The sequence below is a fragment of the Acinetobacter sp. WCHAc060006 genome, from assembly GCF_004209135.1.
GTDB lineage: Bacteria > Pseudomonadota > Gammaproteobacteria > Pseudomonadales > Moraxellaceae > Acinetobacter > Acinetobacter cumulans.
Genome location: NZ_SGSS01000003.1, coordinates 1 through 23,901, shown reverse-complemented (window position 1 = coordinate 23,901; position 23,901 = coordinate 1). Strand labels below are relative to the sequence as shown.

The window sequence follows — 23,901 nt, the reverse complement described above, 5'->3', positions numbered from 1 at the left end:
CATGAAAATGAAAACAAAAAAATACAAACAAGGTTTAGTAACAGGTTTAACTGCTCTCTCAACTGCAATGTTGTGTCAAACAGCAACGACTTATGCCAGTGATATTGAGATTTATAAAGCGCCGACAAATGGTGGTGCGACATTAATGTTTGTGCTGGATTTATCTGGATCTATGTCACAGTCAATAGATAAGTCGGTGCAACGAGATTTTTTTGGAACAAATACAAGTTGTACCAGTGAGAGCTTAGTTGTTCGTAGTGTTTTAGGGGGAGTGAATTATGACTTTAATGGTTCATATTGTTATATCAATGAGAGCACGTTTGGTGGATTAAGTACTACTAGGCGAGCTCAAATTACTTCACAAGTTGAAGCGAAGAACTGTTTGAAAGAGAGTCGTGATTTCGGAGGTTGGGAGTGGAAATGGGTTGGATGGGAGTTGAAGAAAGTTTGGGTTTCACAGCTTCAGCAAGCCTATAGTTGCCCTGACCGTGTAACAATGTTAAAGCGGAGCTTATTTGATTTAATTGCTGGAAATTCTTCTGTCGATGGTGGGAAACTTGCTACAGAAAATACTCCTTTACCGCCAACATCATCAATTGGTCTTACAACATTTCGAAATTCTACTCCTGAAATTAAGTCAAACCCACTGGTGTTGAATTCTGAAAATAGAGGGGCATTATTGAATGAAATAAAAACTTGGAGTGCTACAGGTGGTACGCCTATTGCGCGTGCATATGCTACAGGTATATCAGGATTATTTGATCATATATCAAGCCCTAATACTGAAACTGCTTGTGCTGGGTACGGTGTGTATTATCTAACGGATGGTGATCCGTCCGGAGATAACCCATCATCAGCTAAAACTACATACAATGCGAAAGTGCGTAATACGTTTGCTTTAACTGATACGCAGTGTACGGGCGGAGATTCAGATTCGTGGTCATGTGTGCAATCTATGGCTGCAAACTCTCAACAGAAAAAAAATAATAGCAATGTAGAGATTAAAACAGCAGTTGTAGGTTTTGGTACAGCTTTTAACTTTTCAAATTCAAATGGTCAGAGTGTAATTTATAATCCAACGACAACTTATACTGATGATACATTAAGTCAATCTTTCTCAGGAAATACACTTGCTGCAGCAAAAGCTGCTGTTGCTGGTAAAGGCGGTTGGTATAGTGCATCTAATACCAATGATATTGTTAATAGTGTGACCAACTTTGTAAATTCTATTAAAATTCCAATCCCAGCGATTACTACAGGTACATCTGCTATTCCGCAAGATGTTTTGAATACCTCAGTTATTCAGCCTTATGCATATTTCCCACAATTTCAACCAAAACCTTCTGAAGACTTTCGTGCTTGGACGGGTAATCTAAAAAAATATAATGTTTCTGGTGGTATCTTAAAAGATAAAAATAATACCGCTTTATTTAGCAGTGCTAGTGTTTTAAATACGGCTAATGAAGATTTATGGACGCCAAATTATGCTACAAATACGACGTTGACGGCTAATCAGCAAAGCTTAAAAGCATTAGGTGGCCTGCTAAGTCGTTTAAATCTTCAAAAAACGGGTTCAAGCTTAAACCGTAAAGTATTTACCAGTAATGGCACAACATTAACTGCTGTTAATGAAGACTATATTAAAGCCGATCCAACTAACCGTGGCTATTACTTAGGTTTGCTTGGTTATGACATTACGGCTGCTCAAGTACAAGGGTTAACTTCTAACTTTGATCTAAGTCAACTGCCTCAAACAACCAGTGAACTACGTCAAATTGGCGCTGTAATGCATTCAACGCCTGTATTACTTACTCAAGCAGGTAAAGTTTCTTATGTGGCAGCCCAAGCTGCTCAAGCAGCAACAGCAACAACTGCTGCTGTGGCCGCACGAGATGCATATATGGATACAACCAATAGGGATGACTATCTCTTATTTGGTACAACGCAGGGCGTGTTGCATGTTGTAAAAGCTGGGAAATCAGATGAGATAACGACTGTTGGAAACACAGCAGGGCAGGAAGTCTTTGCATTTGTGCCGCAAGAAATGCTGGCAACCCAAGGAAAAGCATTTTTAGATCCACCGCAAACGGTAGATGCAACTAATACTAGTTCAAATGGTATGAATCATTTGTACTATGGTGTTGATGGTGCTTGGACAGCTCATACTGAATATGTATATAACACGGCAGATGAAACGTTTAAGGTTTACGACTCTGCTACAAAGTTTGGTAAACAATGGGTGTATGGCGGACTGCGGATGGGGGGGCGGAGTTATTATGCGTTAGATTTGACCAATATGGACTCACCTACTGTTAAGTTCCGCATTAACCCAGTGAATAGTAGTGTCGATGGTTTCGCAACTCCATCAAGTACAGCTGAAACGGCACGTTATGCAAACTTAGCAAAAATGGGGCAAAGCTGGTCAAAACCGACCATTGCTAATGTGCAATGGAAAGGCAAACGCCGTTTAGTGATGTTTGTTGGTGGTGGATATGATCCTGGTTATGAAACCTTTAACTATAATCAGACAAACGGCATGGGTGCTGGCGTTTATATGTTTGATGCCAACACAGGTGAGTTTTTATGGTCGACTTATGATGCTGTAAAAACACCTGCAACAGCAGGAACAACACTCATTGGAGATGGTGATTACCTAAAATACAGTGTCGTAAGTCAAATTAAAGGGGTTGACCGCGATGGTGATGGCGATGTAGATCATCTTTATTTTGGCGATTTAGGTGGTCAGGTTTTCCGTGTAGATTTAAAGAGCACACATGGTGCTACAGATACTGTAGCTAATTATGCATCTCAAATCACACGAATCTATAATGGTCATGTAGATGGTGGTGTAAGCCCACGCTTCTATGAAATGCCTGCATTTACAGTGTATCAAGGAACTGGCGGTCTATTTGCTGTAATCAGTATTGGTTCAGGGAATAGAAGTACGCCACTATTAGGTAAGCAAGTGAACGGTACTTATATTGTAAACGGTGAAACAACAGCATTAAATACGACTTTAACAGATGATGCTATATATAATATTTATGACACTGTAGTTACGACAAAGACCCCTGCTACAGCAACACTGGGAACAAGTCCTACGCGAACTAATCTTTTTGCGATTACCGATAGTAATCGTGAATTAAATGCAATTACATCAGGACAGACTGCCCCTGCAAATTTGGCTGCTAATAAAGAGACTTCGAACTACAAAGGCTGGTATTACGCGTTTACCTCAAGTACAGGGCGTAAAGCAATTGAAAAAGTTCAAGGTGATTTAATTGCAATTGATAATGATTTATATGTAAGTACATTTAATGCAGAGGGCACTGATTCAACGGCAAGTTGTGGGGCTGGTATTTATGGTACGAGTCGTGCGCACCGTTTCTGTATGCCGTATGGTCAATGTCAAAATACAGATAATGTGACTGGTAATACCTTGGAATTAGGTAAAGGACTATTAGGTATTACAATGGGACCAGGTTCTGATCCAACATCTCGCCGCGTTATCGCATCTTTAGGCGTTTTACCATCAAGTAATAAAATTACAGGTACAATCTACAGAGCAAGTAATCAGCTAATCCCACAAAGTTGGTATGAAAAGAACTAGGATGAAGTGTAAATGATGAGACATTGGAAAGGTTTTACACTTCTGGAAATGATGATTGTAGTGATGATTGTTGGAATCGTCGCTGCAATTGCATTGCCAAGTTATCAAGTTTTTGTGCGCAAGTCGCAAGAAAGTAATGTGCAGCAGGAAATTCAAAAAATTGTCAAAGATTTAGAGCATCAAAAATCAAGGCAGTTTAATTATTTAGGCTATGTACTCTCTCCTGATCCGTTGTATTTGCCTTATGGTGCAACAGCAACTACGGCTAAATACAAAATAGAAGTAATGGATGGTGATGATCCAACGAAAAAATTGAATGCAACCACTCCACCACTAGGGCGGAATTGGGTTATTCGAGCATTGGCTACAGACGGTAAGCTATATAGTTATTTAATCAATAGTAGTGGTGCAAGTTGTAAAAATAAAACGTATGCGAATGTAACATTCACTGCGTGTGGTACGGGGGAAGAGACATGGAAGTTGCCTTGAAGCAGAAAGGTTTAACACTTGTTGAATTAATCGTTGTGATTGCAATTTTAGGGATTATTGCGGCCATTGCTTATCCGTCATATAAAAATGCAGGGCAAAAAACGAAGCGTGTTGAAGTCCAAACTGAATTGGTTAATATTGCGGGGCAATTGCAACGATTTAAAATGGCAAATTACTCTTTTACACCGAATGGTACGGCGGTAACCCTTGCCAATCTGGGGTATACCGTAAATGCAAGTGGTGAATACAGCTTTGCACCAAATCAACAAGCAACTTATATCATCACTTTAAATGCAGTGACAGCCAATACATGGAGATTGTCTGCTCGACCTGTAGGTGGTCAATTGGGAAATGGTTATTTAGGTTTAAACCAAGCTGATATGCGGTGTTGGAGCAGTTCTGATGTAATGTGGTGTGATCCTAACTCCTCAACGAGTTGGACGAAACAATCACCATAACAATTGAACCAAATTCAAAACTGTGGATAAGTGAATATTAACCTTTCCCTTTATATGATTTTAGCGTAAAATATCGCCCTCTATGAAAGGGGTTTGAAGTGTATCGATGGTCGGTACAGGGATAATCCGTAAAAACTATAAGGTTGTATCATGGTAGTTATTCGTCTTGCACGCGGTGGTGCTAAAAAACGTCCGTTCTATCAAATCATTGTGACTGATAGCCGTAATGCACGTGACGGTCGTTTCATCGAACGTATCGGTTTCTTCAACCCTACAGCTCAAGGTAAAGCAGAAAAACTTCGTTTAGATGCTGACCGTTTTGCTCATTGGGTATCTCAAGGCGCTCAACCGTCTGACCGTGTTGCTTCTTTAGCTGCTCAAGCTAAAAAAGCTGCAGCTGCTGTTTAATACGGTAGTAGCTTGCCCATGACACCAACACAGAATGTTCCAGAAGATCGTATTCAGATTGGACAGCTACGTTCAGCTTATGGATTAAATGGGTGGCTCTGGGTCTATTCCAATACAGAACCTATGAGCAACATCTTTGACTACCTGCCTTGGTACATTGAAACCAAAGCGGGTTGGCAAACAGCAGATGTAAAACGCTGGAAACCACATGGCAAAGGCTTAGTTGTTGCGCTGAAAGGGGTCTTGGACCGCACTGCAGCAGACAACTTGGTCGGCGCAAATGTTTGGATTTCTAAATCGCAACTGCCTCAAGCAGGCGTGGACGAGTATTATTGGTCTGATTTAAAAGGCTTAACAGTGTTAGGTCTAAATGAAGAAGAGCAAGAAGTGAATCTTGGTCAAATCCACGAATTGTTTGAAACAGGTGCTAACGACGTGATGGTAGTTCGCGCTACTGCTGACAGTATCGATAGCGAAGAGCGTATGATTCCATGGCATAAAGATGTGGTACAGCGAGTTGATCTCGAAGCTGGTCGTATCTACGTGAATTGGGGCGTAGATTATTAATCCTTAAAGGATTGACGCAGCAGGAAAATAGAGGAGTCTGCGATGTTTTTTGCAGTCATAACGCTTTTTCCTGAAATGTTTGAAGCGATTACAGCCTACGGTATTAGCGGGCGCGCAGCAAAGAAAGAGATAGTACAAGTCCATTGTATTAATCCTCGTGAATTTGCTGAGGGCAATTACAAACGAGTGGATGAACGTCCATTTGGTGGTGGCCCAGGTATGGTGATGATGGCTGAGCCTTTGGCAAAAGCAATCCACCGTGCTAAAGAGCTTGCAACGCAAGCGGGTGCAGTTCGTGTTCCTGTAGTGTATATGTCACCACAAGGGCAAACCTTAAATGAACCAGCAGTACAAGACTTTGTCGAATATGACGGGCTGATTGTGCTCTGCGGTCGTTATGAAGGGGTCGATGAGCGTTTGATCCAAAAATATGTTGATCAGGAATGGTCCATAGGGGATTACGTTTTATCTGGCGGTGAACTCCCTGCGATGGTTTTATTGGACAGTATTATTCGGAGACTTCCGGGTGCAATGTCTGATGAGCAATCACACGTACAAGACTCTTTTGTGGATGGTCTTTTAGATTGCCCACAATTTACCAAGCCAGATCATTTTGAAGGTTTGGATGTGCCTGAAGTTTTAAAATCTGGGCATCATGCAAATATTGAAAAATGGCGCTTTTTGCAGCGTTATCAACGGACACTTGAACGTCGACCAGAATTGGTTGAAAAAGTAGAGTTGAGTAAGCAGCAAAAAAAATGGCTGAAAGATTCCAAGATTTAAAATTTTTTAAATCTTATTATTAGGCTCTTTATATTTTGAAGCGGTCAAGTATAAAGGGAAAGTCAATCGGGTCTATGCGCTTTAGCCTCTAGCCCCAGTGGATCTCAGACCTCTTCTGGCCCACACAAATTGGAGATACCCCATGAGCGGTAAGCATCCTTTAATTCAAGCAATTGAAAACGCACAACTTAAACAAGATATTCCAGCTTTTGCTCCAGGTGACACTGTAGTTGTTCAAGTAAAAGTAAAAGAAGGTGAGCGTGAACGTCTTCAGGCATTTGAAGGTGTTGTAATTGCTAAGAAAAACCGTGGTTTGAACTCTGCGTTCACAGTACGTAAAATTTCTAGCGGTGTTGGTGTTGAGCGTGTTTTCCAAACTCACTCTCCAATCGTTGCTGGTATCGAAGTGAAACGTCGTGGTGATGTTCGTCGTGCTAAACTTTACTACCTACGTGAATTGTCTGGTAAAGCTGCGCGTATTCGCGAAAAATTACCAGCTCGTAAAGTTAAAGCTTAATTTTAAGTTTTATACGAGTGAAAAAAATGCGCCATCTGGCGCATTTTTTATTTCAATATTTTATAAGCCTTGTAATTTTAAGCGATTCGCGTGTTGTCTAAATACCGCAACGGGGTCTGGTGCAAATAACCCTTTTAAGCCGAGCACTTGATTGACTTCATCGAAATGGTTCCATTTATAGTCATCACGAACGGTCAGGCCTAATTTACTACTACAACGACTGACTAAGCCATCATTGGGTTGGCCACTAAAGGCAATTGGACCCAAGGCTGTAAAAATTGTGTCTGGGTCAAGTAAATTGGTGGTATTCGAAACGCCCGTCCAAGAATAAAAGCGAATACCGTTGGCGAGGCTAGCTCCATCACTGCAGGCCGTCGTTGGCATGCCCAGTGGGAACTTGGCATTAAATTCAGCGACACCTTGTTTAGCCATACTATAAATTGAAGCTTTAAAATTAGAAGGTAAGTTTGACTGCTGTGCCCAATTAATGACAGGTGTCATGAGTGCATCCATTACAATGCCTAAAGTCCCATTTAGAATAGGGACACTTTGCACTAAATCTGCTACAGGAGAGCCATTATTAGTTCCTGCAATGGAGGTCACGGAAGCCACTAAATCAGGTCGTACACCTGCAATATAACGTGCAGTTGGGCCACCATGACTATGACCGATTAAGTTCACTTTAGGTTTTCCTGTAATGGCAATAACCTCTTCCACTTGGTCTAAGAGTTGTTCACCACGAACTTCGATCGACTCGAGTGGTGATATTTGAGAGGCATAAATTGTGGCATTGTGACGTGCGAGGTCTGGTAAGACTTGATACCAATAATCGAGCCCAAAAGTTGCACCGCCTAAGCGGTTAAAGCCGAACATACCATGTACCAGCAAAATCGGATATTTGGTTTCTGCATAATGATCAATTTTTGTTGTGGGCGGAGCTTGTTGTATGCCTGCAGCTGCATGTGCAGCATTTAAACTTAAGCAACTCAAGACAAGGGTACAGACTATTTTTCCATTCATAGACGGATTCCTTTTTAAACTGTTTTTGTTTTCAATGATGCGTTCAGTTGGGTAGTAGGCAGGGCTGAATTTTTGCTGCATGGATAGGGGTGCAAAAATTATATGTGTGGCTGAGCTATTTGTTTAAATATGTTAGCCACGACATTGCCCCCATTCTTGTTATAAACCTTGCAGTTTTAAGCGATTGGCATGTTGACGGTAAATATCGACTGCGCTCGGTGCGAAAATACTCTTTAAGCCCAACACGTGGTTGATTTCGTCAAAATGATTCCATTTATAGGTATCTCGGATCACTTTACCAAAGCGTGCATCACAGCGTGCTACGACACCATCATTGTCGCCACCGTTATTAATTAACAGTGAAGCTGCCGCGGCAATATAATCGGATGGGTCTAATACGGTATTGAGTGCGTTATTTCCCATAAAGGAGTAATTATAAATGCCAGCTGTGCTGTATGCGCCTTCAGCACAATATGCTGTAGGAACACCAGCAGGGAAGCGTTGATTAAAGGCGGCTGAGCCAGCAATACTTAAGCTTTTGAGGGCGGCTTTTGAGTCATGGGGGAATTCAGTTGGGTTAAGACCTTGTGCAAATGTAATCACAGGCGAGACTAAACTATCGAACACGGCACGGACTGGATATTCTAATGGCGTGTTTTCAATATTTAACACCAGATCTGCAATTTTGGCGCCTTGATTGGGGGAGGCAATGGTAGTCAGTGAGGCAACTTTATTGGGTGCAACGCCTGCAACATAGCGTATGGATTGCCCTCCATGTGAGTGACCAATTAAGTTCACTTTGGGCTGGCCTGTTAGAGCAATAATTTCATCAACCTGCTGGAGTAATTGTTCCCCACGGATCTCGCTTGAATTCATGGGTGAAACAGATGCAGACCAGACATTGCCACCATTACGCGCAAGGTCGGGTAAAATTTGATAGAAATAGTCGACGCCAATAACACTACCGAAACCAAATAAACCATGTGCAAAGACCATTGGATATTTGGTTTGAGCATAGTTGCTGATCTGGGTTTTAGCGCTGGTTTGTTGCGTAGCTGAAGCTGCATAGGTTGGGCTATATGCAATACTAGTGCATAAAGTAAGGCATAGCAGACTTCCTTTGATTTTCTGGTTCATGTCACATCCTTTATTTTTGTTTTGATCTGACAGAGGATGTTGTTACACACTCAGTAAGCATGGTGCTTATGGTGTGTTGACAATACATCATGTCAAAAACAGCATAGGCTGAAAAACAATTAATAATGTGATCTAGTCGACAGAATGCAAAAGTGAAATGTAAATAAAATAAAGAAGCCCAACATGGGGGTTGGGCTTGCGGATTGCTTAAAATATAAGTCTTTATAAACCCTGAAGTTTTAAGCGGTTGGCATGTTGGCGATAAACATCAACAGGATCTGGTGCGAATAAAGCTTTTAAGCCGAGTACTTGGTTAACTTCATCTAGATGGTTCCAATTGTAATTATCACGAATGGTTTTACCAAACTTTGCGCTACATTTAGACACTAAGCCATCATTGTCTTTTCCGCCATCAATGAGCAATGCAGTAACTTTGAGTGCAGAGTCTAAATCTAAAACATTGGTGACTTGACCTACACCTGTAAATGAATAGTTATAGATGCCTTTTTCTACACTATTACCATCACCACATGCAATTTTAGGTAGGCCAAGCGGGAATTGGGCATTAAATTTGGCTGAGCCTGCTAAGGTTAAACTACTTCCTCCAGCTAAAGCATCATGTGGATAGCTATTTGGGTCTAAACCTTGTGCCCAAGTAATGGCTTTGGAAACAAAATTCACTGCGCCAACCAATGGCCCTTCAATTGGAGTACCTTCTGCTTTTAAAATAAGGTCCGCCACTGGAGAGCCCTGATGTGGGCCAGCAATACTGGTCAGTGATGCCACGACGTCAGGACGTACCCCAGCGACATAGCGAATTGTTGGGCCACCGTGTGAATGGCCGAGCAAATTGACTTTTGATGCACCAGTTAAAGCACGAATTTCAAGGACTTGCTGTAAGAGCTGTTCACCGCGAACTTCCGTCGAGTTAAAAGGGGATACACGTGTTGCCCAGACATTGGCACCATTACGCGCTAAATCAGGCAAAATTTGATAGAAATAATCCATTCCTAAAGTGTCAGTACCAATGCTAATAAAACCGCCCATCCCGTGGTTAAAAACAATAGGATATTTTGTTTTGGCATAGCTAGAGCTGACTTTACTTTCAGTCACTTGAGTGGCCTGAGTCGCCATTGCACTGTTGATGCAAAGTAAAGAAATGAGACTCGCGGATAAAATTTTAAATTTCATATTGTGATCATCCTGCATGGTTTTTTAGTTTTATAAATCTGACAATTCAATTTGTCATGAATATAAAAGCAGTCGTAACAATGATTTGCAAACAATGCTGGATGGTCGTTTGAGAGAGTTGTAACAAAGTTTAACAGTTAAAAAATAGGCAAAAAAAAGCCCCTGAATTATTTCAGGGGCCTGATTGTCATGCTTATAAACCTTGAAGTTTTAAGCGGTTTGCATGTTGACGATACAATGCAACGGGGTCTTGAGCAAAGACACCAGTTAAACCAAATAGCATATTTGCTAAGTCTGTGTGGTTCAGTTTGTAGCTGTCGTTAATGACTTTACCCATGTATGCGCTACAACGTGACACCATACCGTCGTTGTCTTTGTTGCCATAAGACAATGGCCCTAACTGCATAAGGATTGTGTCTAAATCAAGTAGGTTGGTGGTTTGTGCAACGCCTGTCCATGAGTAGTAGTAAATGCCTTTACGGTCTACATTACTCAAAGATTTATTACAGTTCTCAGTTGCAGACAATACACCATCATTTACAGCTGATTTTGCAACTGTTGCATTGAAATTTGCAGATTCAGTTTGAGTTAATGATTTCATTGATGCATCAAAATCAATGCCCAACTCGGGCTTCAATTGTGCCAGTGCAATCAATGGGCCGACAATATAGTCACCTAAAATATTAAATGCAGTACGGCTCAGCTTATTATTTTGAATGTCATCTGCCACTTTAGAACCGTGGTAAGTACCTGCTACACCTGTAATGGAGGCAATGTACTGTGGGCGCGTAGAAGAGACATAAAGTACTGTTGGACCACCGTGTGAGTGACCAATCAAGTTCACTTTATTTTTACCTGTAATTGCCATCACATCTTCAACTTGAGTAATCAGTTGTTCACCACGGTATGCCGTTGTGTTGGCTGGTGATAATTGTGCTGCAAATACAGTTGAACCATTACGTGCCATATCTGGAAGGATTTGGTACCAATAGTCCATGTTAAAGCTTTCATTGCCAATACGTGACCAACCTAACCAACCATGTACCATAAGAATAGGGTATTTGGTTTTAGCATAGTCAGACTTTGCCGTTTCTTTAACTTGTAAAACACTTGGCGCTGCTTGTGTAGTTGCAGTTAAACCCATTGTGAAAGTTGCTAATGTTGCTAGAGAGGCCATCTTGGCCATTGTTTTGAAAGATCGCATACACGTTCCTTTGTTTGTGTTGTTGTTATCGCTATTTTTATAAATCACAGCACGCCTGTTTTCATCAAATTTGAATCATTCAAATATGCTTAAGGAAAAACCAATGGGGTGCTGATTGAACACATGCTAATGCACAGTCATTTTTCCATGCTGACCTGTTTAAACCATGTCATTTTAGGACATAATGTGTCTGAGAATGACATTTACAGTCATGATTTTTGCTTAAAAAATAGACTAAAAATGAACAATACAGTGAATGTTATTTCATCAATGTATAGGTGGTTTGTTGTTGTAGCAGAATAAGTAAATTTTATTGTCGTTAAAATGGTTTTTAAAACTAAAAAAAAGCCCTGTGTTGAAGACCACAGGGCTTTAATGGGTGATCCAAGCAAAAGCTTAATCACTAAATGGGAGTTTTTCACCTTGGTCATGTAGGGTTTCGAAGGTGTTTAAACGAAGTTGGTCTTCTTTGCTTTGGAAGTGTTGACTACGTAATTGTTGAACGGCTTGTTGTTTTGCGCTATCGCTCATGCCACTTTTCATAATGTTGTCACGAGCTGTTAGATACTCATTGACGTTATTTTTCCAATCCGAGCGCTGTGTATCGAGTGTTTCTAAACGCTGAGTCGCTTCTGGGCCGACCAAGCTGAGACGCATATTGCGAATCTCTTCGGCTGAACCACCACGTGCTTTAATGTCCGCAGTGAGTTTTCTTAAGTCTTCTAGCTTATTAATTTGCTCGAGGTTCTCTTTCCAGTCTTCAGGAAGTTCATCAAACAAATCTTTCAGTTTTTTGGCTTTTTCAGTTTCACTCAGTTTTTTATCATGAATGACATCTAAGCGGTTTAGGGTGTACAGATGATAAGTATTTTCAGTACCAAATAAACCCTCAATTTCATAATCTGAAAAGTGCTGCTTGCGTAGGTTTTGGGTACTGCTAAAAATAGCACGGTAGTATTTCGGATCATTTGGATCAATATTAGGTGCTTGTAACTGACCAAGCGCTTCGCGGTAGTCCATATAGCGTTTCCACAAATCTAAAATTTGTGAAAGGGCAGGTTCTTTATGGGTATTTTGCATATAAGTTTGGAAATCTTTTTTGATTTGATCCAAACTTTTTTCGCCGTATTGGGTAATAAAATATTCAAAACAGTTACGTGTTTGTTCATTCACAATTAATCGGTTAGAACTGTCCATGGTCATCTGGCAGTTAATTTGCGTATCTTGTTGGCTTTTACTCATAAAGCCTGGGCCTGCACTGGCATCGCTTGCCGATACCGTGTTGGCTTCACTATTTGGGTTTAGTGCGACATCTTGATTTTGTTGACTTGCATCTGATGTAGAAGTGTTCGGCGAAAGCCAGAAAATTAAAGCAACGATGGCAATAATGACAGCAACGACAATCAACCATAACTTATTTTTTTGCATATCCTAATGCACCTTATTCCTATTGTATTTGTTTTAGAATCATTTTGGTTGCTCAGAATATGCCATAAAAGTCGTACAAAATCACAGAAATGTTGTAAATATTGGGTTAACATTGCGCAGGATTTCCCTCGCTTAGTGTGATTATGAAAGCATCTTCTCCTAAAATTCAGCGCCGTGCGATTAGTGGCGTATTCCTTCTAAATAAGCCACTTGGTATTAGTTCGAATGGCGCTTTGCAACGTGTTCGCTGGTTGTTCCGTGCGCATAAAGGCGGTCATACAGGTGCGCTTGATCCTTTAGCTTCAGGTCTATTGCCGATTTGTTTAGGAGAGGCCACCAAGTTTTCACATTATTTATTAGACTCAGTAAAACGCTATCAAACCACTGTATTTTTAGGTCATAGCACCACCACAGGTGATGTTGAGGGCGAGGTGTTGTTAGAACAAGCTGTACCTGAGCTGTCGGAAGAAAAAATCTTAGCTGCTTTGGCCTTGTTTACTGGTGATATTAAACAAGTCCCACCGATGTATTCGGCTTTAAAAAAGGAAGGCCGTCCTTTGTATGAATTGGCACGTCAAGGAATTGAGATTGAGCGTGAAGCACGTCCAATACATATTGAAGCGATCGAATTACTGTCATATACAGAGAATAGTATTACTTTAGATGTGACATGCTCAAAAGGAACCTATATTCGTGTCTTGGGTGAAGATATTGCAAAAGCCTTAGGCACATACGGGCATTTAACCTATTTACATCGGATTAAAACTGGTCCGTTCGAGCTGATTCCAAGCTATACCATTGAGTATTTGGAAAGTTTGACTGAGGAAGAGCGTGAGGCCTTGTTATTGCCTGCACATGCACCTGTATCACACTTAGTTCAAGTCCAAGTACCAGAAGGCCGTGCAGAATATTTCAGTCGCGGTATGGAAAGTAATATTGAGCATGAGGCTGTGGCAGAAGCTTTGGTCTTTGATGGTGAAAAATGTTTAGGCTTGGCTGAAATCACCGCGCAAAAACGTTTGGTTCCCAAACGCGTTTTAAATTTGTAGTTCTCCCATTTGTTTTAATAAAAGGTCAATCTTGTGGACATTGAAATCATCCTAAGATTGCTGTTTTTTGCGTTCTTTGCAGGCGCAATCGATGCGGCAGTCGGTGGGGGTGGCTTAATTCAAATTCCAGCCATTATGAATGCGATGCCACAACTGTCCCCCGCGACAGTTTTTGGTACCAATAAGCTTTCATCTATTTTTGGTACAGCTTCGGCATCAGTGACGTTTTTACGCCAAGTGAAGTTGCGTTGGAAATTACTTGCGGTGATCGCCAGCTGTGCTTTTGTGGCTTCTTTTGCTGGTGCGGCCTGTGTATCGATGGTGCCTAAAGAAGTCTTGCGTCCGTTTGTACTTTTCATGCTGATCATTATTGCGATTTATACATTTTGTAAAAAGCAATTTGGCCAAGTACATGTTCGCCAAGAATTGACACCCAAAATATTACTTTTGGCTGCGGTCGGTAGCTTAGCCATTGGCTTTTATGACGGGATTTTTGGGCCGGGTACGGGCAGCTTCTTTATTTTCTTTTTTATTCGTTATTTAAAAGCTGACTTTTTGCATGCATCGGCGCTGTCTAAAATTGCCAATTTAACCACCAATTTAGCCGCGCTCAGCTTTTTTGCACCCACTGGGCATGTGTTATTTGCTATTGGTGGCATGATGGCGGTGGCCAATATTTTGGGTTCGATTGTTGGGGTAAAAGCTGCGCTGAAATATGGCAGTGGGTTTATTCGAATATTGTTCTTGGTATTGGTGAGTATTTTAATTGTACGTTTGGGCTATCAAATGATCATGGGTGAAGCCTAAACAAAATGCTTACAAAAGCGCACTGATTTAGCGTATGAAAAAAGGCTAGCCTGAAATTGATTGGGCTGGCTTTTTTTATGCCCACTACAATTACATTTGTATATTTTGATTGAACATATAGCCCAGCATCAGAGGTCATTAGCAAAATGAATATATTTGAAGCTTTACGCCAAAGTCATGAAAAACAACGCGAACTTGCAGAGCAGTTACTCCATACGTCAGGCGATACACCCGAACGCCGTGAACTGTTTGATCGTTTAAAAAATGAATTATTTGCCCATGCAGTAGGGGAAGATCGCTATTTATATATTCCACTGATGATGACGGATTCAGGGCTAAACATTAGCCGCCATGCGCTGGCTGAACACCATAAAATGGATGAACTCCTCGAGCAGTTGACCGATACTGAATTTAGCAATCCGGGCTGGTTGGCGATTGCCAAAAAGCTGGCAGAAACCGTTCATCATCATTTGCAAGAAGAGGAGCATGGCTTCTTTCAACAGGCGGGTAAAATATTGGATGCCAAGCAAAAAGAGACTTTGGCAACGCAGTATTTAGCTGAGTATCAAAAATATAAAAAAGCAGATAAAGACAGCCTGACAGGATAAAGATTGAAAAGACTACACATGAAAAGAGCGCATGCGCTCTTTTTTTGAATCAGTGAAAACTGTTGCGATGGAGAATTAGGCTTAACTCGACGGGTTCACTTTTTGCTGTGAGCGCAAGGTTACACCGACTGAAGCAATCATCACGCAAAATAGTGCGATCCACTGCAATGTTCCAATTTTTTCTCCAAGTAACAACAGGCCAGTTAAGGCAGCTAAGGCTGGAGATAAGCTAGACAGTGTACCGTAACTCAACTTGCTGAGGACTTTCAGTGCTTTTAAATCCAGCGCATAAGGAATGGCTGTCGCAAGAACTGCAATTGCCAGCGCTTTACCCCAGTATTGTGTTTCTAGCAATGCAGGCGCATCACGGTACAAGCCAATAGGCAGTAGGCTAAGTGCAGATAAGGTGATGGCAATGGTCAGAGCATGCATGCCGATATTTTGATGCACAACTTTTTGCCCAAAATAAATATAAAAGGCCCAACATAAGCCAGCACCCAAAGCGCAGGTAGCACCAATGATTGAAAAGTCACTGCCTGAGGTTTGGCCCCAAGGCACCATCAATGCAATGCCTGTCATGGCCAAGAGCACCCAAATATAATCGCTACGTCGCTGAATAGAGAGAAGTGCCAGACCGAGTGGGCCAATGAATTCGAGTCCAACAGCAATCCCTTGTGGGAGTTTGCCCAAAGACATATAAAACAAGACATTCATGAGGCAAAGGGCCGCGCTGTAGCACAGCAGATCACGCCACTTTAAAAAAGATAAGCGCTTTAAAATTTGCCATGAGCGAAACATGAAACAGACAATTAAAGAAGCAAAGCACAAGCGTAGAATAGTGACGGACAGGGGATCGAGCACCAGAAACAATTGCTTCGCAAAAGATGCGCTAATTTGATAAGAGATCATGGACAGAACCATGAACAAGACTGCAATAAGTTGTGCGTTTGGCATAGCCACTCTGCATCTGAACTGGACTGAACACGTGTGGGCAGTATAGCAAAAATATATTTGGCAAGTGGGCTCAATGGGCTTTGAACTTGCTTGTTATATCATGTGAATAATATTGTTCAATTGAACATAATGTAAATAATATCAATAATATGCTGCTTTTTGAAATTATATAAAAACCGAGAAATATAAATGAAATTAAAACAACACGCACATGCGGTGATGGTCGCATGTATTTTAGCTGTGCCTTTGGTGGGCTGTGGCTCGGGCTCAGGTGATGGCTCAGGCAATGAAGTAATTGTGGAAAAATCAGTAAGTGCATTGGTACAAACTGCGACAGGTTCAGCATTGATTGGTGCTGAAATTGGTATCAATGGTCAAAGTTTTACGACCGATGCCTCTGGAAATGCCCAATTTAAAGTGAAATTACCACAGAGCACGAAAATGGTTGTGGTCAGCTTTAAAAAAGCAGGATTTATTAGCCAGTCTGTAGAAGTAAAAGTAGATGAACTTGCACAGATTTCGGCGAATCTGTTACCGATTAAGCAGACTATGACTGTTGCGAATATTGAAGAAGCACAAGTAATTCAATCTGCTTTTATGAATGCGCAAATTTCTATTCCTGCCAATGCTTTTGTATTGCCAAATGGACAGCCTGCAACGGGCGCCGTAACGGTTGAATTGACGCCTTGGGATATTCAAAGTAGTGATTTAAATGCAATGCCAGCCAATGGTGTGGCAGTTGATGCCAAAGGCAATCCTGCAACATTAATTAGTGCGGGTATGCTAACGGCAACATTTACCGACAGCACAGGGCAAAAATTACAGCTTAAAACGGGTGTAAGTGCCGATATACAAATGGATTTACCATTGAATAGTGTGAATAACCAAGCCATGACGGTGGGTACCAGTATTCCAATGTGGTACTTCGATATTACTAAAGGTAAATGGGTTGAAGAAGGTACACCGGGTACTGTCGTGGCATCGCCACTTTCTGCGACAGGCTTAGCAGTAAAAGCAACTGTAAGTCATTTCTCTACATGGAACTGGGACTTTAAATTTGAAAACCCAGCTTCAGTCAATGTGAAATGTAAGTCAGCAAGCACCTATGTGCCATGTCATATTACTGCGCTTGTGGAACTTAAAGATGGTTCTGGTTTGACCAAAACGACGTCTATTTCAGAAAATGGCGTTGATATTATTAATATGCCAACAGAAGGCCAAATTCACTGGTCAGCTAAAGATACGACAGGCACTTTAATTGGTTCAGTGACTTCACAATTACCAAATGATAAAACCGTGGTGATTGATTTGGGCATTCCTGCAACCAGTAATAAAGTACAATGTGTGCTTGAAGATGGTACAGCCGTAGAGTGTAGTGGTGAGTTCACTACAAAAGTGGGAACAAGCTATCAAGCAATCGAGTTTAATGCACCTAAAGAAGGTGTACGCGTGATGAGTGGCTTGAAATCAAGCAATGATTCATTAGTATGGTCAGCGAAAACAGCCATTACTTTACAAGCTGGGCAGTGGGTACGTTATGTGGGCGCAGCGGTTTCAAATAGCAAAGCCGATGTAAAAATTACCTTAAAAGACAAAGAAATTGTGGCTGCTGCTCAAGGCCTTGGTTTTTATGTGCAATGTACGTCTGGTTATGATTACAACACAGGTAAATTGAATGTAAGCAATCCACTCTTGGTGGGTAAGCCATGTGAAATTGAAATGAATGTGTATGTGGATCAATTTAATGCAGCTACGCATAAATTGTATTTTAGTGTGCCGTATGGTGAGAAAAAGCTGATTCATTTACCAAACCAATATGCAGGTTTTGCAGGCTTAGATGAAGGCATGATTAGTAGCTTGAGTTTGAAAGGTCGTATGCTACAAGGTACCTATTGTGGATCTAACTGGGCAGAAGGGTTTAAGCGTGATGCATTGCCAACTTTAATGGTGGCTTTGTATGGTGGTAATGATCCAGTTGAAACTGATACCGCATTCTGTGTAGAACCAAGTTAAGGTTGCTATAACTGAGTTGTTTAGAACCGCGTTTTGCTTTTCAGTCAAACGCGGTTTTTTATTGGTAAAATTAGAATTCAGCAATTTTGGATTAGTTTTGCGCTGTTTTATGTTTTTGCATTGTGATGGTACATCCAATGGAAGCGCTAATAATGACAGCAAGCGCCAGCCATTGTGTCCACAATAAATGCTCACCCAAAAATACAAAACCAGACAAAGCCGCAACAGCAGGTTCTAGACTCATCAGCGTGCCAAAACTTAAGGCGCTTAAATTACGTAGCGCAATCATTTCTAATGTAAAGGGCAAAGCACTGGCCAATACAGCCAAGCCTATAAAATACAATAAGCTGACGGGTTCAAAGGTATGTGCGGGCATTCCTGCAAATAAGGCCATAGGCATTAGCATACACATGCCGACAAACATGCCAAGGCAAACTGTATGATTACCTGAAACGCCAGAAGGTTTTTGGCCTGCAATAATATATAAAGCCCAACATGCACCTGCGCCTAAGGCAAGTGCGATGCCAATTGGATCGAGGGTTTGTGCGGCTTGGTCAAAAGGGAATAATAAAATGAGGCCTAAAATGGCAAGGCCAACCCAGATCAGGTCAAACTTACGACGTATTGCAAACAGTGCAACACTTAATGGACCAATAAATTCAAAAGAGACAGCAATGCCAAGCGGGAGACGATCAAGCGACAAGTAAAATAGAATATTCATGCCTGCCAAAGCTAAACCGTAGCTGAGGATGGATGACCATTTTAGCTGTCGAAAATTGATCTGCCAGATTTTAAAAATAAGCGCCAAAATTAAAGTACCCAGCAACAAACGCATTGCGGATACGGTCAAAATGGGAAATTGCCCAAAAAGATATTTGGCAAATGAGCCACTACTTTGCATGCTGATCATCGCGATGAGTAAGATCAGAGGGGCTTGCACAGTAGGGCTGATTTTAAAATTTGGCATAAACTAAATTTGATTCGATCACTCGAATAGCGGGAGAGAGACAATAGCCTAATTTTTAAATGTTACAAAAATAAAAAACCACAGCTCGAAAGCTGTGGTTTTAAAACCGCAGTAGAATTAGAACAATACGCGTACGCGGATTGTGCCTTCAACTTCATGCAGTGTATCAAGTGCTTCTTGAGAAGCAGTTGCGTCAACATCCATTACGAGGTAACCAACATCGCCTTTAGTCATTAAAGACTGACCAGAAATGTTAATGCCGTGTTCTGCAAACAAGTTGTTGATTTTAGACAACACGCCAGGCACGTTTTTGTGAATGTGAAGCAAACGGTGTTTGCCTTCAGTCAACGGAAGTGCGATTTCTGGGAAGTTCACAGCAGATAAAGTCATACCTTTATCTGAGTAAGCAACGAATTTTTCACCCACTTCTAAACCAATGTTTGCTTGCGCTTCGATGGTTGAACCACCTACGTGCGGTGTCAAAATTACGTTTGGAATGTTGCGTAGTGGAGAAACAAATTCTTCACCGTTTGCTTTAGGCTCTTTCGGGAATACGTCAACTGCAGCACCAGCGATGTGGCCTGATTTAAGCGCATCAGCAAGGTCTTCAATCACAACACATGTACCACGTGCAGCATTGATGAAGATTGAACCTTCTTTCATTTGTGCAAATTGTTCTTTGGTCATGAAGTTACGTGTAGACGGAACATCAGGAACGTGTAGAGATACAACGTCTGCATTTGCAAGAAGTTCGCCTAGAGTACCTACTTGACGTGCATTACCTAGCGGTAATTTAGTTACTGTGTCGAAGTAAATTACTTTCATGCCCATGCTTTCTGCAAGCACAGAAAGTTGAGAACCGATTGAACCGTAACCAACGATACCTAGAGTCTTACCACGAGTTTCAAACGAACCTACAGCAGATTTGTTCCAACCGCCTGCATGTGTATCTGTAGATTTTTCAGGTACACGGCGAAGAAGAAGAATCGCTTCAGCAAGTACAAGTTCAGCCACTGAACGAGTATTTGAGTATGGTGCGTTAAATACTGGAATACCGCGAACCATCGCAGCGTTCAAGTTCACTTGGTTTGTACCAATACAGAAACAACCCACAGCAATTAGTTTGTTCGCAGCTTCAAATACTTCTTCAGTAAGTTGTGTACGCGAACGAATACCAATGAAGTGCGCATCTTTGATCGCTTCTTTCAGCGCATCACCCTCAAGCGCTGTTTTACGGTAATCAATATTTGTGTATCCGGCAGCATTTAATGTGTCGATCGCGTTTTGGTGAACGCCTTCTAACAACAAGAAACGAATTTTATCTTTAGGCAAAGAAAGATGTTGGCTCATTACGGCTCCGCTACAAAGGCCAAATTTAGTGCGCATATCATAGCATAGCAATTAGGGCTATATACATTTCCTTTATGACGCTACAATCGTCTATTTGGGCAAATTTGCTGTCATTAATTGTCGTTGCAGGTCTAATTAACTGTGTAATTTACAAAGTGACATTTACAAAATGCTGATTTCTGCGGGTTTCCGTTTAAAAATGCCTTATAATATGGCTTCGTGAAAAACGCCAATGCCATATCGTTGGTTTAATCTTCACAATGTGTCTAGGTTTTATTCAGCTAAAAATTGCTAGACAGCGAATAAACCGAGGCACCGAACACCACTTGTTTAATCCTTGCAAGGTCTGAAAACGATGAATGCTCCAGTCGCTTTAACCCCAGAGTTATTGACCCAATTGACCGCTATTGTTGGCGAAAATCGCATTAAAACAGATGCAGATAGTCTCGAAAATTGGGGACGTGACCATACTAAGCACTTCGATCCAAATCCATCGGTAATCGTTTTTCCATCAACGACTGAGCAAGTACAAGCAATTGTAAAACTTGCGAACCAATTTAATGTTGCGATCACGCCAAGTGGCGGTCGTACAGGTTTATCAGCAGGTGCTGTGGCTGCCAACGGTGAAATCGTGGTCAGCATGGACAAGATGAACCAAATTTTAGAATTCTTCCCAGCTGACCGCATGGTTCGCGTTCAAGCAGGTGTAGTGACTGAACAACTTCAGAACTATGCCGAAGAACAGGGCATGTACTACCCAGTAGACTTTGCTTCTGCGGGTTCAAGCCAAATTGGCGGTAACATTGGTACCAATGCCGGCGGTATTAAAGTGATTAAATACGGCATGACACGTAATTGGGTGTTGGGTCTGACTGTAGTGACAGGTAAAGGTGACATCCTTCGCTTGAACAAAGGCATGATCAAAAACGCAACGGGCTATGCGCTGCAGCATTTATTTATTGGTGGTGAAGGTACGCTGGGTTTAGTGACTGAAGCTGAAATTAAGCTTGAGCGTCAACCGCAAGACTTGCAAGTGATGGTATTGGGTGTGCCTGACTTTGAAGCAGTTATGCCTGTATTGCATGCTTTCCAAGCAAAAATTGACTTAACCGCATTTGAGTTCTTTGGTGAAGTGGCAATGCAGAAAGTGCTTGCCAATGGCCATGTACAGCGTCCATTTGAAACTGAATGCCCGTTCTATGTTTTACTTGAATTTGAAGCGCCATTTGAGCCGATTATGGACAAGGCGATGGAAATTTTTGAGCACTGCATGGAACAAGGTTGGGTACATGATGGCGTGATGAGCCAAAGCTTAGACCAAGTGCATAGCTTATGGCGTTTACGTGAAGACATTTCTGAGTCAATTGCGCCATTTACCCCGTACAAAAACGACATTTCAGTACTTATTACACACGTACCTGCGTTTATTAAAGAAATTGATGCAATCGTGGCAGATAACTACCCAGACTTTGAAATCTGCTGGTTCGGTCACATCGGTGACGGTAACTTGCACTTGAACATTTTAAAACCTGAGAATCTAAGCAAAGATGAATTCTTTGGTAAATGCCAAGTGGTGAACAAGTATGTATTTGAAACTGTGAAAAAATACGACGGTTCAATTTCTGCAGAACACGGTGTAGGTATGACGAAGAAGCCATACTTAGACTACACACGTTCAGCGGAAGAAATTGAATACATGAAAGCGTTGAAAAAAGTATTCGATCCGCAAGGCATTATGAACCCAGGTAAATTGTTTGATCTTTAATTTAAAAGATTAAGCACTTAAAACGCATCTTCGGATGCGTTTTTTTATGGAACGTGTGGCATGCTTGCCACACTCGCGTATCTTGCACTTGTATTATTTAAAACTGAACTTGGCGCAGTAGCGAGGCTTACATTTACCAAATAGAGTAAGCAGGCAGAATAAGGCATCATGCGCTGTATGGATGTTTGTTGATTGGGATAGAATGATGAAAACAAGTCTAGTGACAGCTGCAGTAGTATGTGCGCTGATGTTTACGGGTTGTGCGACCACACAAAAAATTGCCAATAAAGTGAATATAGGCGGTTCGGATACGCCTTTGGCGCAGGTGTTAAAAGAGCGTGATGATTTGCGTAAGGAATTAAGTACGGTTGAAATCCGTCAGTACTTTAACCGTGTGGAGTCGCCAACGGCTGCTGAAGTGAAAGTGACTGAAACAGGTTTGATGGATGATTCTGTAAAATCGGTTCGTACGGTGTACCGTTTTAAAAATGTAGACGGGCAGTGGAATAGAGTGGGTACGTCTAAAGAGTATCAATGCTATCGCGGTAAAAATACCAAGACTTTTCAAACAGCGAAATGCCCTTAATAAATCTTTGATTTATGGTTGAAAATTAGGCGAAAAAACCTCATAAAAAGCGTATCTATTGATGCGCTTTTTTATTGGGGTTTTATAAGAACAATGAATATTTTGATTGTGGGTAACGGCTTTGATTTGTCGCATTATTTACCGACGAAGTATGAGCATTTTATACGAGCAATGGAAACAATTGAAAAATGGAATGAAGAAGACGGTGATATGGGCTTTGATGATATTTTTGGAGCGTTATATGAAAAAGAAGGATATTTTTTTAGCTACACAAAAGCAATGTATTTAACCGATGACATTATACTTTCAGTTCAAAAAATAAAAAAATTAAAAAAACAGCTTGGGGAAAATATTTGGTATTCATATTTTAGCCATCATCTAACAGAAATTGACACTTGGATTGATTTTGAAATGGAATTTAGCCAAGCATTGGATGTTGTTGCTGAATTTATATCAGACGTTGAAAAAAGATATAAGAAAAATGATTATGTTAGCAAGAGTGTTGTGAGTTTATATTATGAATTTGATGCTGCTGGATATATTAAAATCGGAGATAGCATTTGTGAAAAATTAGTTCTATTAAAAATTTTGGAAAGAAAAGCCTTAAATGAAGAATCCCCAGTGGCGGAAATACGAAAAAAATATTTTAGGAATGAGAATTATAATTTAGATATTAATTCTAAATTAATAATTGAGGATTTAGAAAAGTCTCTAAATAGTTTTATAGGGCTGTTTGATAATTATTTGGTTTCTGTTGTTGATGAATTAAGACCAATATTTGAATTAAATGATAATGTATTAAAAGTTCCATTTGATGATTTAAAAATATTTTCATTTAATTATACAAATACAATTAAAAACTTATACTTTGAAAAACCGAAAATTGATTTTTTACATGGGAAAATAAATAATAGTAACAAATTGGTTTTGGGTGTGTCAGACATTAAAAATGATTTTTTGAGGAAGTTCAATAATTATAGTTTTACTAAA

At 40.8% G+C, this 23,901-nt stretch carries 22 protein-coding genes; 14 read left to right on the top strand and 8 right to left on the bottom strand.

The annotated features are described in order from the left end of the window. The first annotated feature begins 7 nt into the window (after positions 1 to 7). The 7 genes from EXE29_RS02775 to rplS all read left to right on the top strand — a co-directional run bounded on the left by EXE29_RS02775 (position 8) and on the right by rplS (position 6,832). Positions 8 to 3,610 (top strand): pilus assembly protein, encoded by a 3,603-nt coding sequence (locus EXE29_RS02775; protein WP_165382476.1) that lies wholly within the window; start codon positions 8 to 10, stop codon positions 3,608 to 3,610. Between the two features lie 12 nt (positions 3,611 to 3,622). Then, positions 3,623 to 4,099, top strand: coding sequence for a type IV pilin protein (locus tag EXE29_RS02770; RefSeq protein WP_106983963.1), 477 nt, complete (start codon positions 3,623 to 3,625; stop codon positions 4,097 to 4,099). Further along, positions 4,084 to 4,557 (top strand): type IV pilin protein, encoded by a 474-nt coding sequence (locus EXE29_RS02765; RefSeq protein ID WP_106984100.1) that lies wholly within the window; start codon positions 4,084 to 4,086, stop codon positions 4,555 to 4,557. The genes EXE29_RS02770 and EXE29_RS02765 overlap by 16 nt, the downstream gene beginning before the upstream one ends. Before the next feature lie 150 nt (positions 4,558 to 4,707). Continuing rightward, positions 4,708 to 4,965 carry a 30S ribosomal protein S16 gene (gene rpsP, locus EXE29_RS02760; RefSeq protein ID WP_005013161.1) on the top strand — a complete coding sequence of 86 codons (258 nt, stop codon included), beginning with the start codon at positions 4,708 to 4,710 and terminating at the stop codon, positions 4,963 to 4,965. Positions 4,966 to 4,983: 18 nt separating this feature from the next. Beyond that, the gene (gene rimM, locus EXE29_RS02755) at positions 4,984 to 5,532 is read left to right on the top strand and encodes a ribosome maturation factor RimM (protein ID WP_106983964.1); all 549 of its coding nucleotides are present in this window, start codon (positions 4,984 to 4,986) and stop codon (positions 5,530 to 5,532) included. A gap of 42 nt (positions 5,533 to 5,574) precedes the next feature. Next, on the top strand, positions 5,575 to 6,315 hold the full coding sequence (gene trmD / locus EXE29_RS02750) for a tRNA (guanosine(37)-N1)-methyltransferase TrmD (RefSeq protein WP_120363920.1): 741 nt from the start codon (positions 5,575 to 5,577) through the stop codon (positions 6,313 to 6,315). Between the two features lie 142 nt (positions 6,316 to 6,457). Then, a complete protein-coding gene (rplS, locus tag EXE29_RS02745; protein ID WP_106983966.1) occupies positions 6,458 to 6,832 on the top strand; it encodes a 50S ribosomal protein L19 in 375 nt (124 codons plus the stop codon). A 60-nt stretch (positions 6,833 to 6,892) separates the two neighbouring features. Here the strand turns inward: rplS and EXE29_RS02740 are convergent, their stop codons facing one another. From EXE29_RS02740 to EXE29_RS02720, 5 genes are all read right to left on the bottom strand, one after another. Next, positions 6,893 to 7,852 carry an esterase/lipase family protein gene (locus EXE29_RS02740; protein ID WP_120363932.1) on the bottom strand — a complete coding sequence of 320 codons (960 nt, stop codon included), beginning with the start codon at positions 7,850 to 7,852 and terminating at the stop codon, positions 6,893 to 6,895. A 159-nt stretch (positions 7,853 to 8,011) separates the two neighbouring features. Continuing rightward, positions 8,012 to 8,977 carry a lipase family alpha/beta hydrolase gene (locus EXE29_RS02735; RefSeq protein ID WP_228198701.1) on the bottom strand — a complete coding sequence of 322 codons (966 nt, stop codon included), beginning with the start codon at positions 8,975 to 8,977 and terminating at the stop codon, positions 8,012 to 8,014. A gap of 234 nt (positions 8,978 to 9,211) precedes the next feature. Continuing rightward, positions 9,212 to 10,180, bottom strand: coding sequence for an esterase/lipase family protein (locus tag EXE29_RS02730; RefSeq protein WP_120363922.1), 969 nt, complete (start codon positions 10,178 to 10,180; stop codon positions 9,212 to 9,214). A 193-nt stretch (positions 10,181 to 10,373) separates the two neighbouring features. Further along, the gene (locus EXE29_RS02725; protein ID WP_410159307.1) at positions 10,374 to 11,357 is read right to left on the bottom strand and encodes an esterase/lipase family protein; all 984 of its coding nucleotides are present in this window, start codon (positions 11,355 to 11,357) and stop codon (positions 10,374 to 10,376) included. Between the two features lie 423 nt (positions 11,358 to 11,780). After that, a complete protein-coding gene (locus EXE29_RS02720; RefSeq protein WP_120363924.1) occupies positions 11,781 to 12,812 on the bottom strand; it encodes a lipase secretion chaperone in 1,032 nt (343 codons plus the stop codon). Positions 12,813 to 12,955: 143 nt separating this feature from the next. Here EXE29_RS02720 and truB point away from each other — a divergent pair, with 143 nt between their 5' ends. The 3 genes from truB (at position 12,956) to EXE29_RS02705 (ending at position 15,276) form a co-directional block, all read left to right on the top strand. Continuing rightward, on the top strand, positions 12,956 to 13,861 hold the full coding sequence (truB, locus tag EXE29_RS02715) for a tRNA pseudouridine(55) synthase TruB (protein ID WP_120363925.1): 906 nt from the start codon (positions 12,956 to 12,958) through the stop codon (positions 13,859 to 13,861). A gap of 33 nt (positions 13,862 to 13,894) precedes the next feature. Next, a complete protein-coding gene (locus tag EXE29_RS02710; RefSeq protein WP_120363926.1) occupies positions 13,895 to 14,668 on the top strand; it encodes a sulfite exporter TauE/SafE family protein in 774 nt (257 codons plus the stop codon). A gap of 146 nt (positions 14,669 to 14,814) precedes the next feature. Beyond that, complete coding sequence (locus tag EXE29_RS02705) at positions 14,815 to 15,276, top strand: hemerythrin domain-containing protein (RefSeq protein ID WP_106983974.1); 462 nt, start codon at positions 14,815 to 14,817, stop codon at positions 15,274 to 15,276. Positions 15,277 to 15,357: 81 nt separating this feature from the next. Here EXE29_RS02705 and EXE29_RS02700 read toward each other — a convergent pair whose 3' ends face one another. Continuing rightward, positions 15,358 to 16,230 carry an EamA family transporter gene (locus EXE29_RS02700; RefSeq protein WP_120363927.1) on the bottom strand — a complete coding sequence of 291 codons (873 nt, stop codon included), beginning with the start codon at positions 16,228 to 16,230 and terminating at the stop codon, positions 15,358 to 15,360. A gap of 189 nt (positions 16,231 to 16,419) precedes the next feature. Here EXE29_RS02700 and EXE29_RS02695 point away from each other — a divergent pair, with 189 nt between their 5' ends. Further along, positions 16,420 to 18,243, top strand: coding sequence for an astroprincin family protein (locus EXE29_RS02695; protein WP_106983976.1), 1,824 nt, complete (start codon positions 16,420 to 16,422; stop codon positions 18,241 to 18,243). A gap of 91 nt (positions 18,244 to 18,334) precedes the next feature. On the opposite strand, the gene EXE29_RS02690 is transcribed toward EXE29_RS02695, so the two are convergent. Together EXE29_RS02690 and serA are read right to left on the bottom strand one after the other, a co-directional pair. Further along, on the bottom strand, positions 18,335 to 19,210 hold the full coding sequence (locus EXE29_RS02690) for an EamA family transporter (RefSeq protein ID WP_106983977.1): 876 nt from the start codon (positions 19,208 to 19,210) through the stop codon (positions 18,335 to 18,337). Positions 19,211 to 19,327: 117 nt separating this feature from the next. Beyond that, on the bottom strand, positions 19,328 to 20,560 hold the full coding sequence (gene serA, locus EXE29_RS02685) for a phosphoglycerate dehydrogenase (RefSeq protein WP_106983978.1): 1,233 nt from the start codon (positions 20,558 to 20,560) through the stop codon (positions 19,328 to 19,330). A gap of 355 nt (positions 20,561 to 20,915) precedes the next feature. Here serA and EXE29_RS02680 point away from each other — a divergent pair, with 355 nt between their 5' ends. The 3 genes from EXE29_RS02680 to EXE29_RS02670 all read left to right on the top strand — a co-directional run. After that, entirely contained in the window at positions 20,916 to 22,325 is a 1,410-nt protein-coding gene (locus tag EXE29_RS02680) for a D-2-hydroxyglutarate dehydrogenase (protein ID WP_120363928.1), read from the top strand. A gap of 205 nt (positions 22,326 to 22,530) precedes the next feature. Then, positions 22,531 to 22,911, top strand: coding sequence for a hypothetical protein (locus tag EXE29_RS02675; RefSeq protein WP_410159306.1), 381 nt, complete (start codon positions 22,531 to 22,533; stop codon positions 22,909 to 22,911). Between the two features lie 93 nt (positions 22,912 to 23,004). Next, positions 23,005 to 23,901: AbiH family protein (locus tag EXE29_RS02670; protein WP_215628798.1), on the top strand; the 897-nt coding region annotated here is incomplete at its 3' end.

What these genes read in the sequence shown, in the direction of transcription:
- EXE29_RS02740 (WP_120363932.1), bottom strand. Translation starts at nt 7,852, where the DNA reads ATGAATGGAAAAATAGTCTGTACCCTTGTCTTGAGTTGCTTAAGTTTA.
- EXE29_RS02695 (WP_106983976.1), top strand. Translation starts at nt 16,420, where the DNA reads ATGAAATTAAAACAACACGCACATGCGGTGATGGTCGCATGTATTTTA.
- EXE29_RS02765 (WP_106984100.1), top strand. Translation starts at nt 4,084, where the DNA reads ATGGAAGTTGCCTTGAAGCAGAAAGGTTTAACACTTGTTGAATTAATC.
- EXE29_RS02690 (WP_106983977.1), bottom strand. Translation starts at nt 19,210, where the DNA reads ATGCCAAATTTTAAAATCAGCCCTACTGTGCAAGCCCCTCTGATCTTA.
- EXE29_RS02680 (WP_120363928.1), top strand. Translation starts at nt 20,916, where the DNA reads ATGAATGCTCCAGTCGCTTTAACCCCAGAGTTATTGACCCAATTGACC.
- rpsP (WP_005013161.1), top strand. Translation starts at nt 4,708, where the DNA reads ATGGTAGTTATTCGTCTTGCACGCGGTGGTGCTAAAAAACGTCCGTTC.
- serA (WP_106983978.1), bottom strand. Translation starts at nt 20,560, where the DNA reads ATGAGCCAACATCTTTCTTTGCCTAAAGATAAAATTCGTTTCTTGTTG.
- EXE29_RS02705 (WP_106983974.1), top strand. Translation starts at nt 14,815, where the DNA reads ATGAATATATTTGAAGCTTTACGCCAAAGTCATGAAAAACAACGCGAA.
- EXE29_RS02675 (WP_410159306.1), top strand. Translation starts at nt 22,531, where the DNA reads ATGAAAACAAGTCTAGTGACAGCTGCAGTAGTATGTGCGCTGATGTTT.
- EXE29_RS02775 (WP_165382476.1), top strand. Translation starts at nt 8, where the DNA reads ATGAAAACAAAAAAATACAAACAAGGTTTAGTAACAGGTTTAACTGCT.
- EXE29_RS02730 (WP_120363922.1), bottom strand. Translation starts at nt 10,180, where the DNA reads ATGAAATTTAAAATTTTATCCGCGAGTCTCATTTCTTTACTTTGCATC.
- trmD (WP_120363920.1), top strand. Translation starts at nt 5,575, where the DNA reads ATGTTTTTTGCAGTCATAACGCTTTTTCCTGAAATGTTTGAAGCGATT.
- EXE29_RS02770 (WP_106983963.1), top strand. Translation starts at nt 3,623, where the DNA reads ATGATGAGACATTGGAAAGGTTTTACACTTCTGGAAATGATGATTGTA.
- truB (WP_120363925.1), top strand. Translation starts at nt 12,956, where the DNA reads ATGAAAGCATCTTCTCCTAAAATTCAGCGCCGTGCGATTAGTGGCGTA.
- EXE29_RS02700 (WP_120363927.1), bottom strand. Translation starts at nt 16,230, where the DNA reads ATGCCAAACGCACAACTTATTGCAGTCTTGTTCATGGTTCTGTCCATG.
- EXE29_RS02720 (WP_120363924.1), bottom strand. Translation starts at nt 12,812, where the DNA reads ATGCAAAAAAATAAGTTATGGTTGATTGTCGTTGCTGTCATTATTGCC.
- rplS (WP_106983966.1), top strand. Translation starts at nt 6,458, where the DNA reads ATGAGCGGTAAGCATCCTTTAATTCAAGCAATTGAAAACGCACAACTT.
- EXE29_RS02725 (WP_410159307.1), bottom strand. Translation starts at nt 11,357, where the DNA reads ATGGCCTCTCTAGCAACATTAGCAACTTTCACAATGGGTTTAACTGCA.
- rimM (WP_106983964.1), top strand. Translation starts at nt 4,984, where the DNA reads ATGACACCAACACAGAATGTTCCAGAAGATCGTATTCAGATTGGACAG.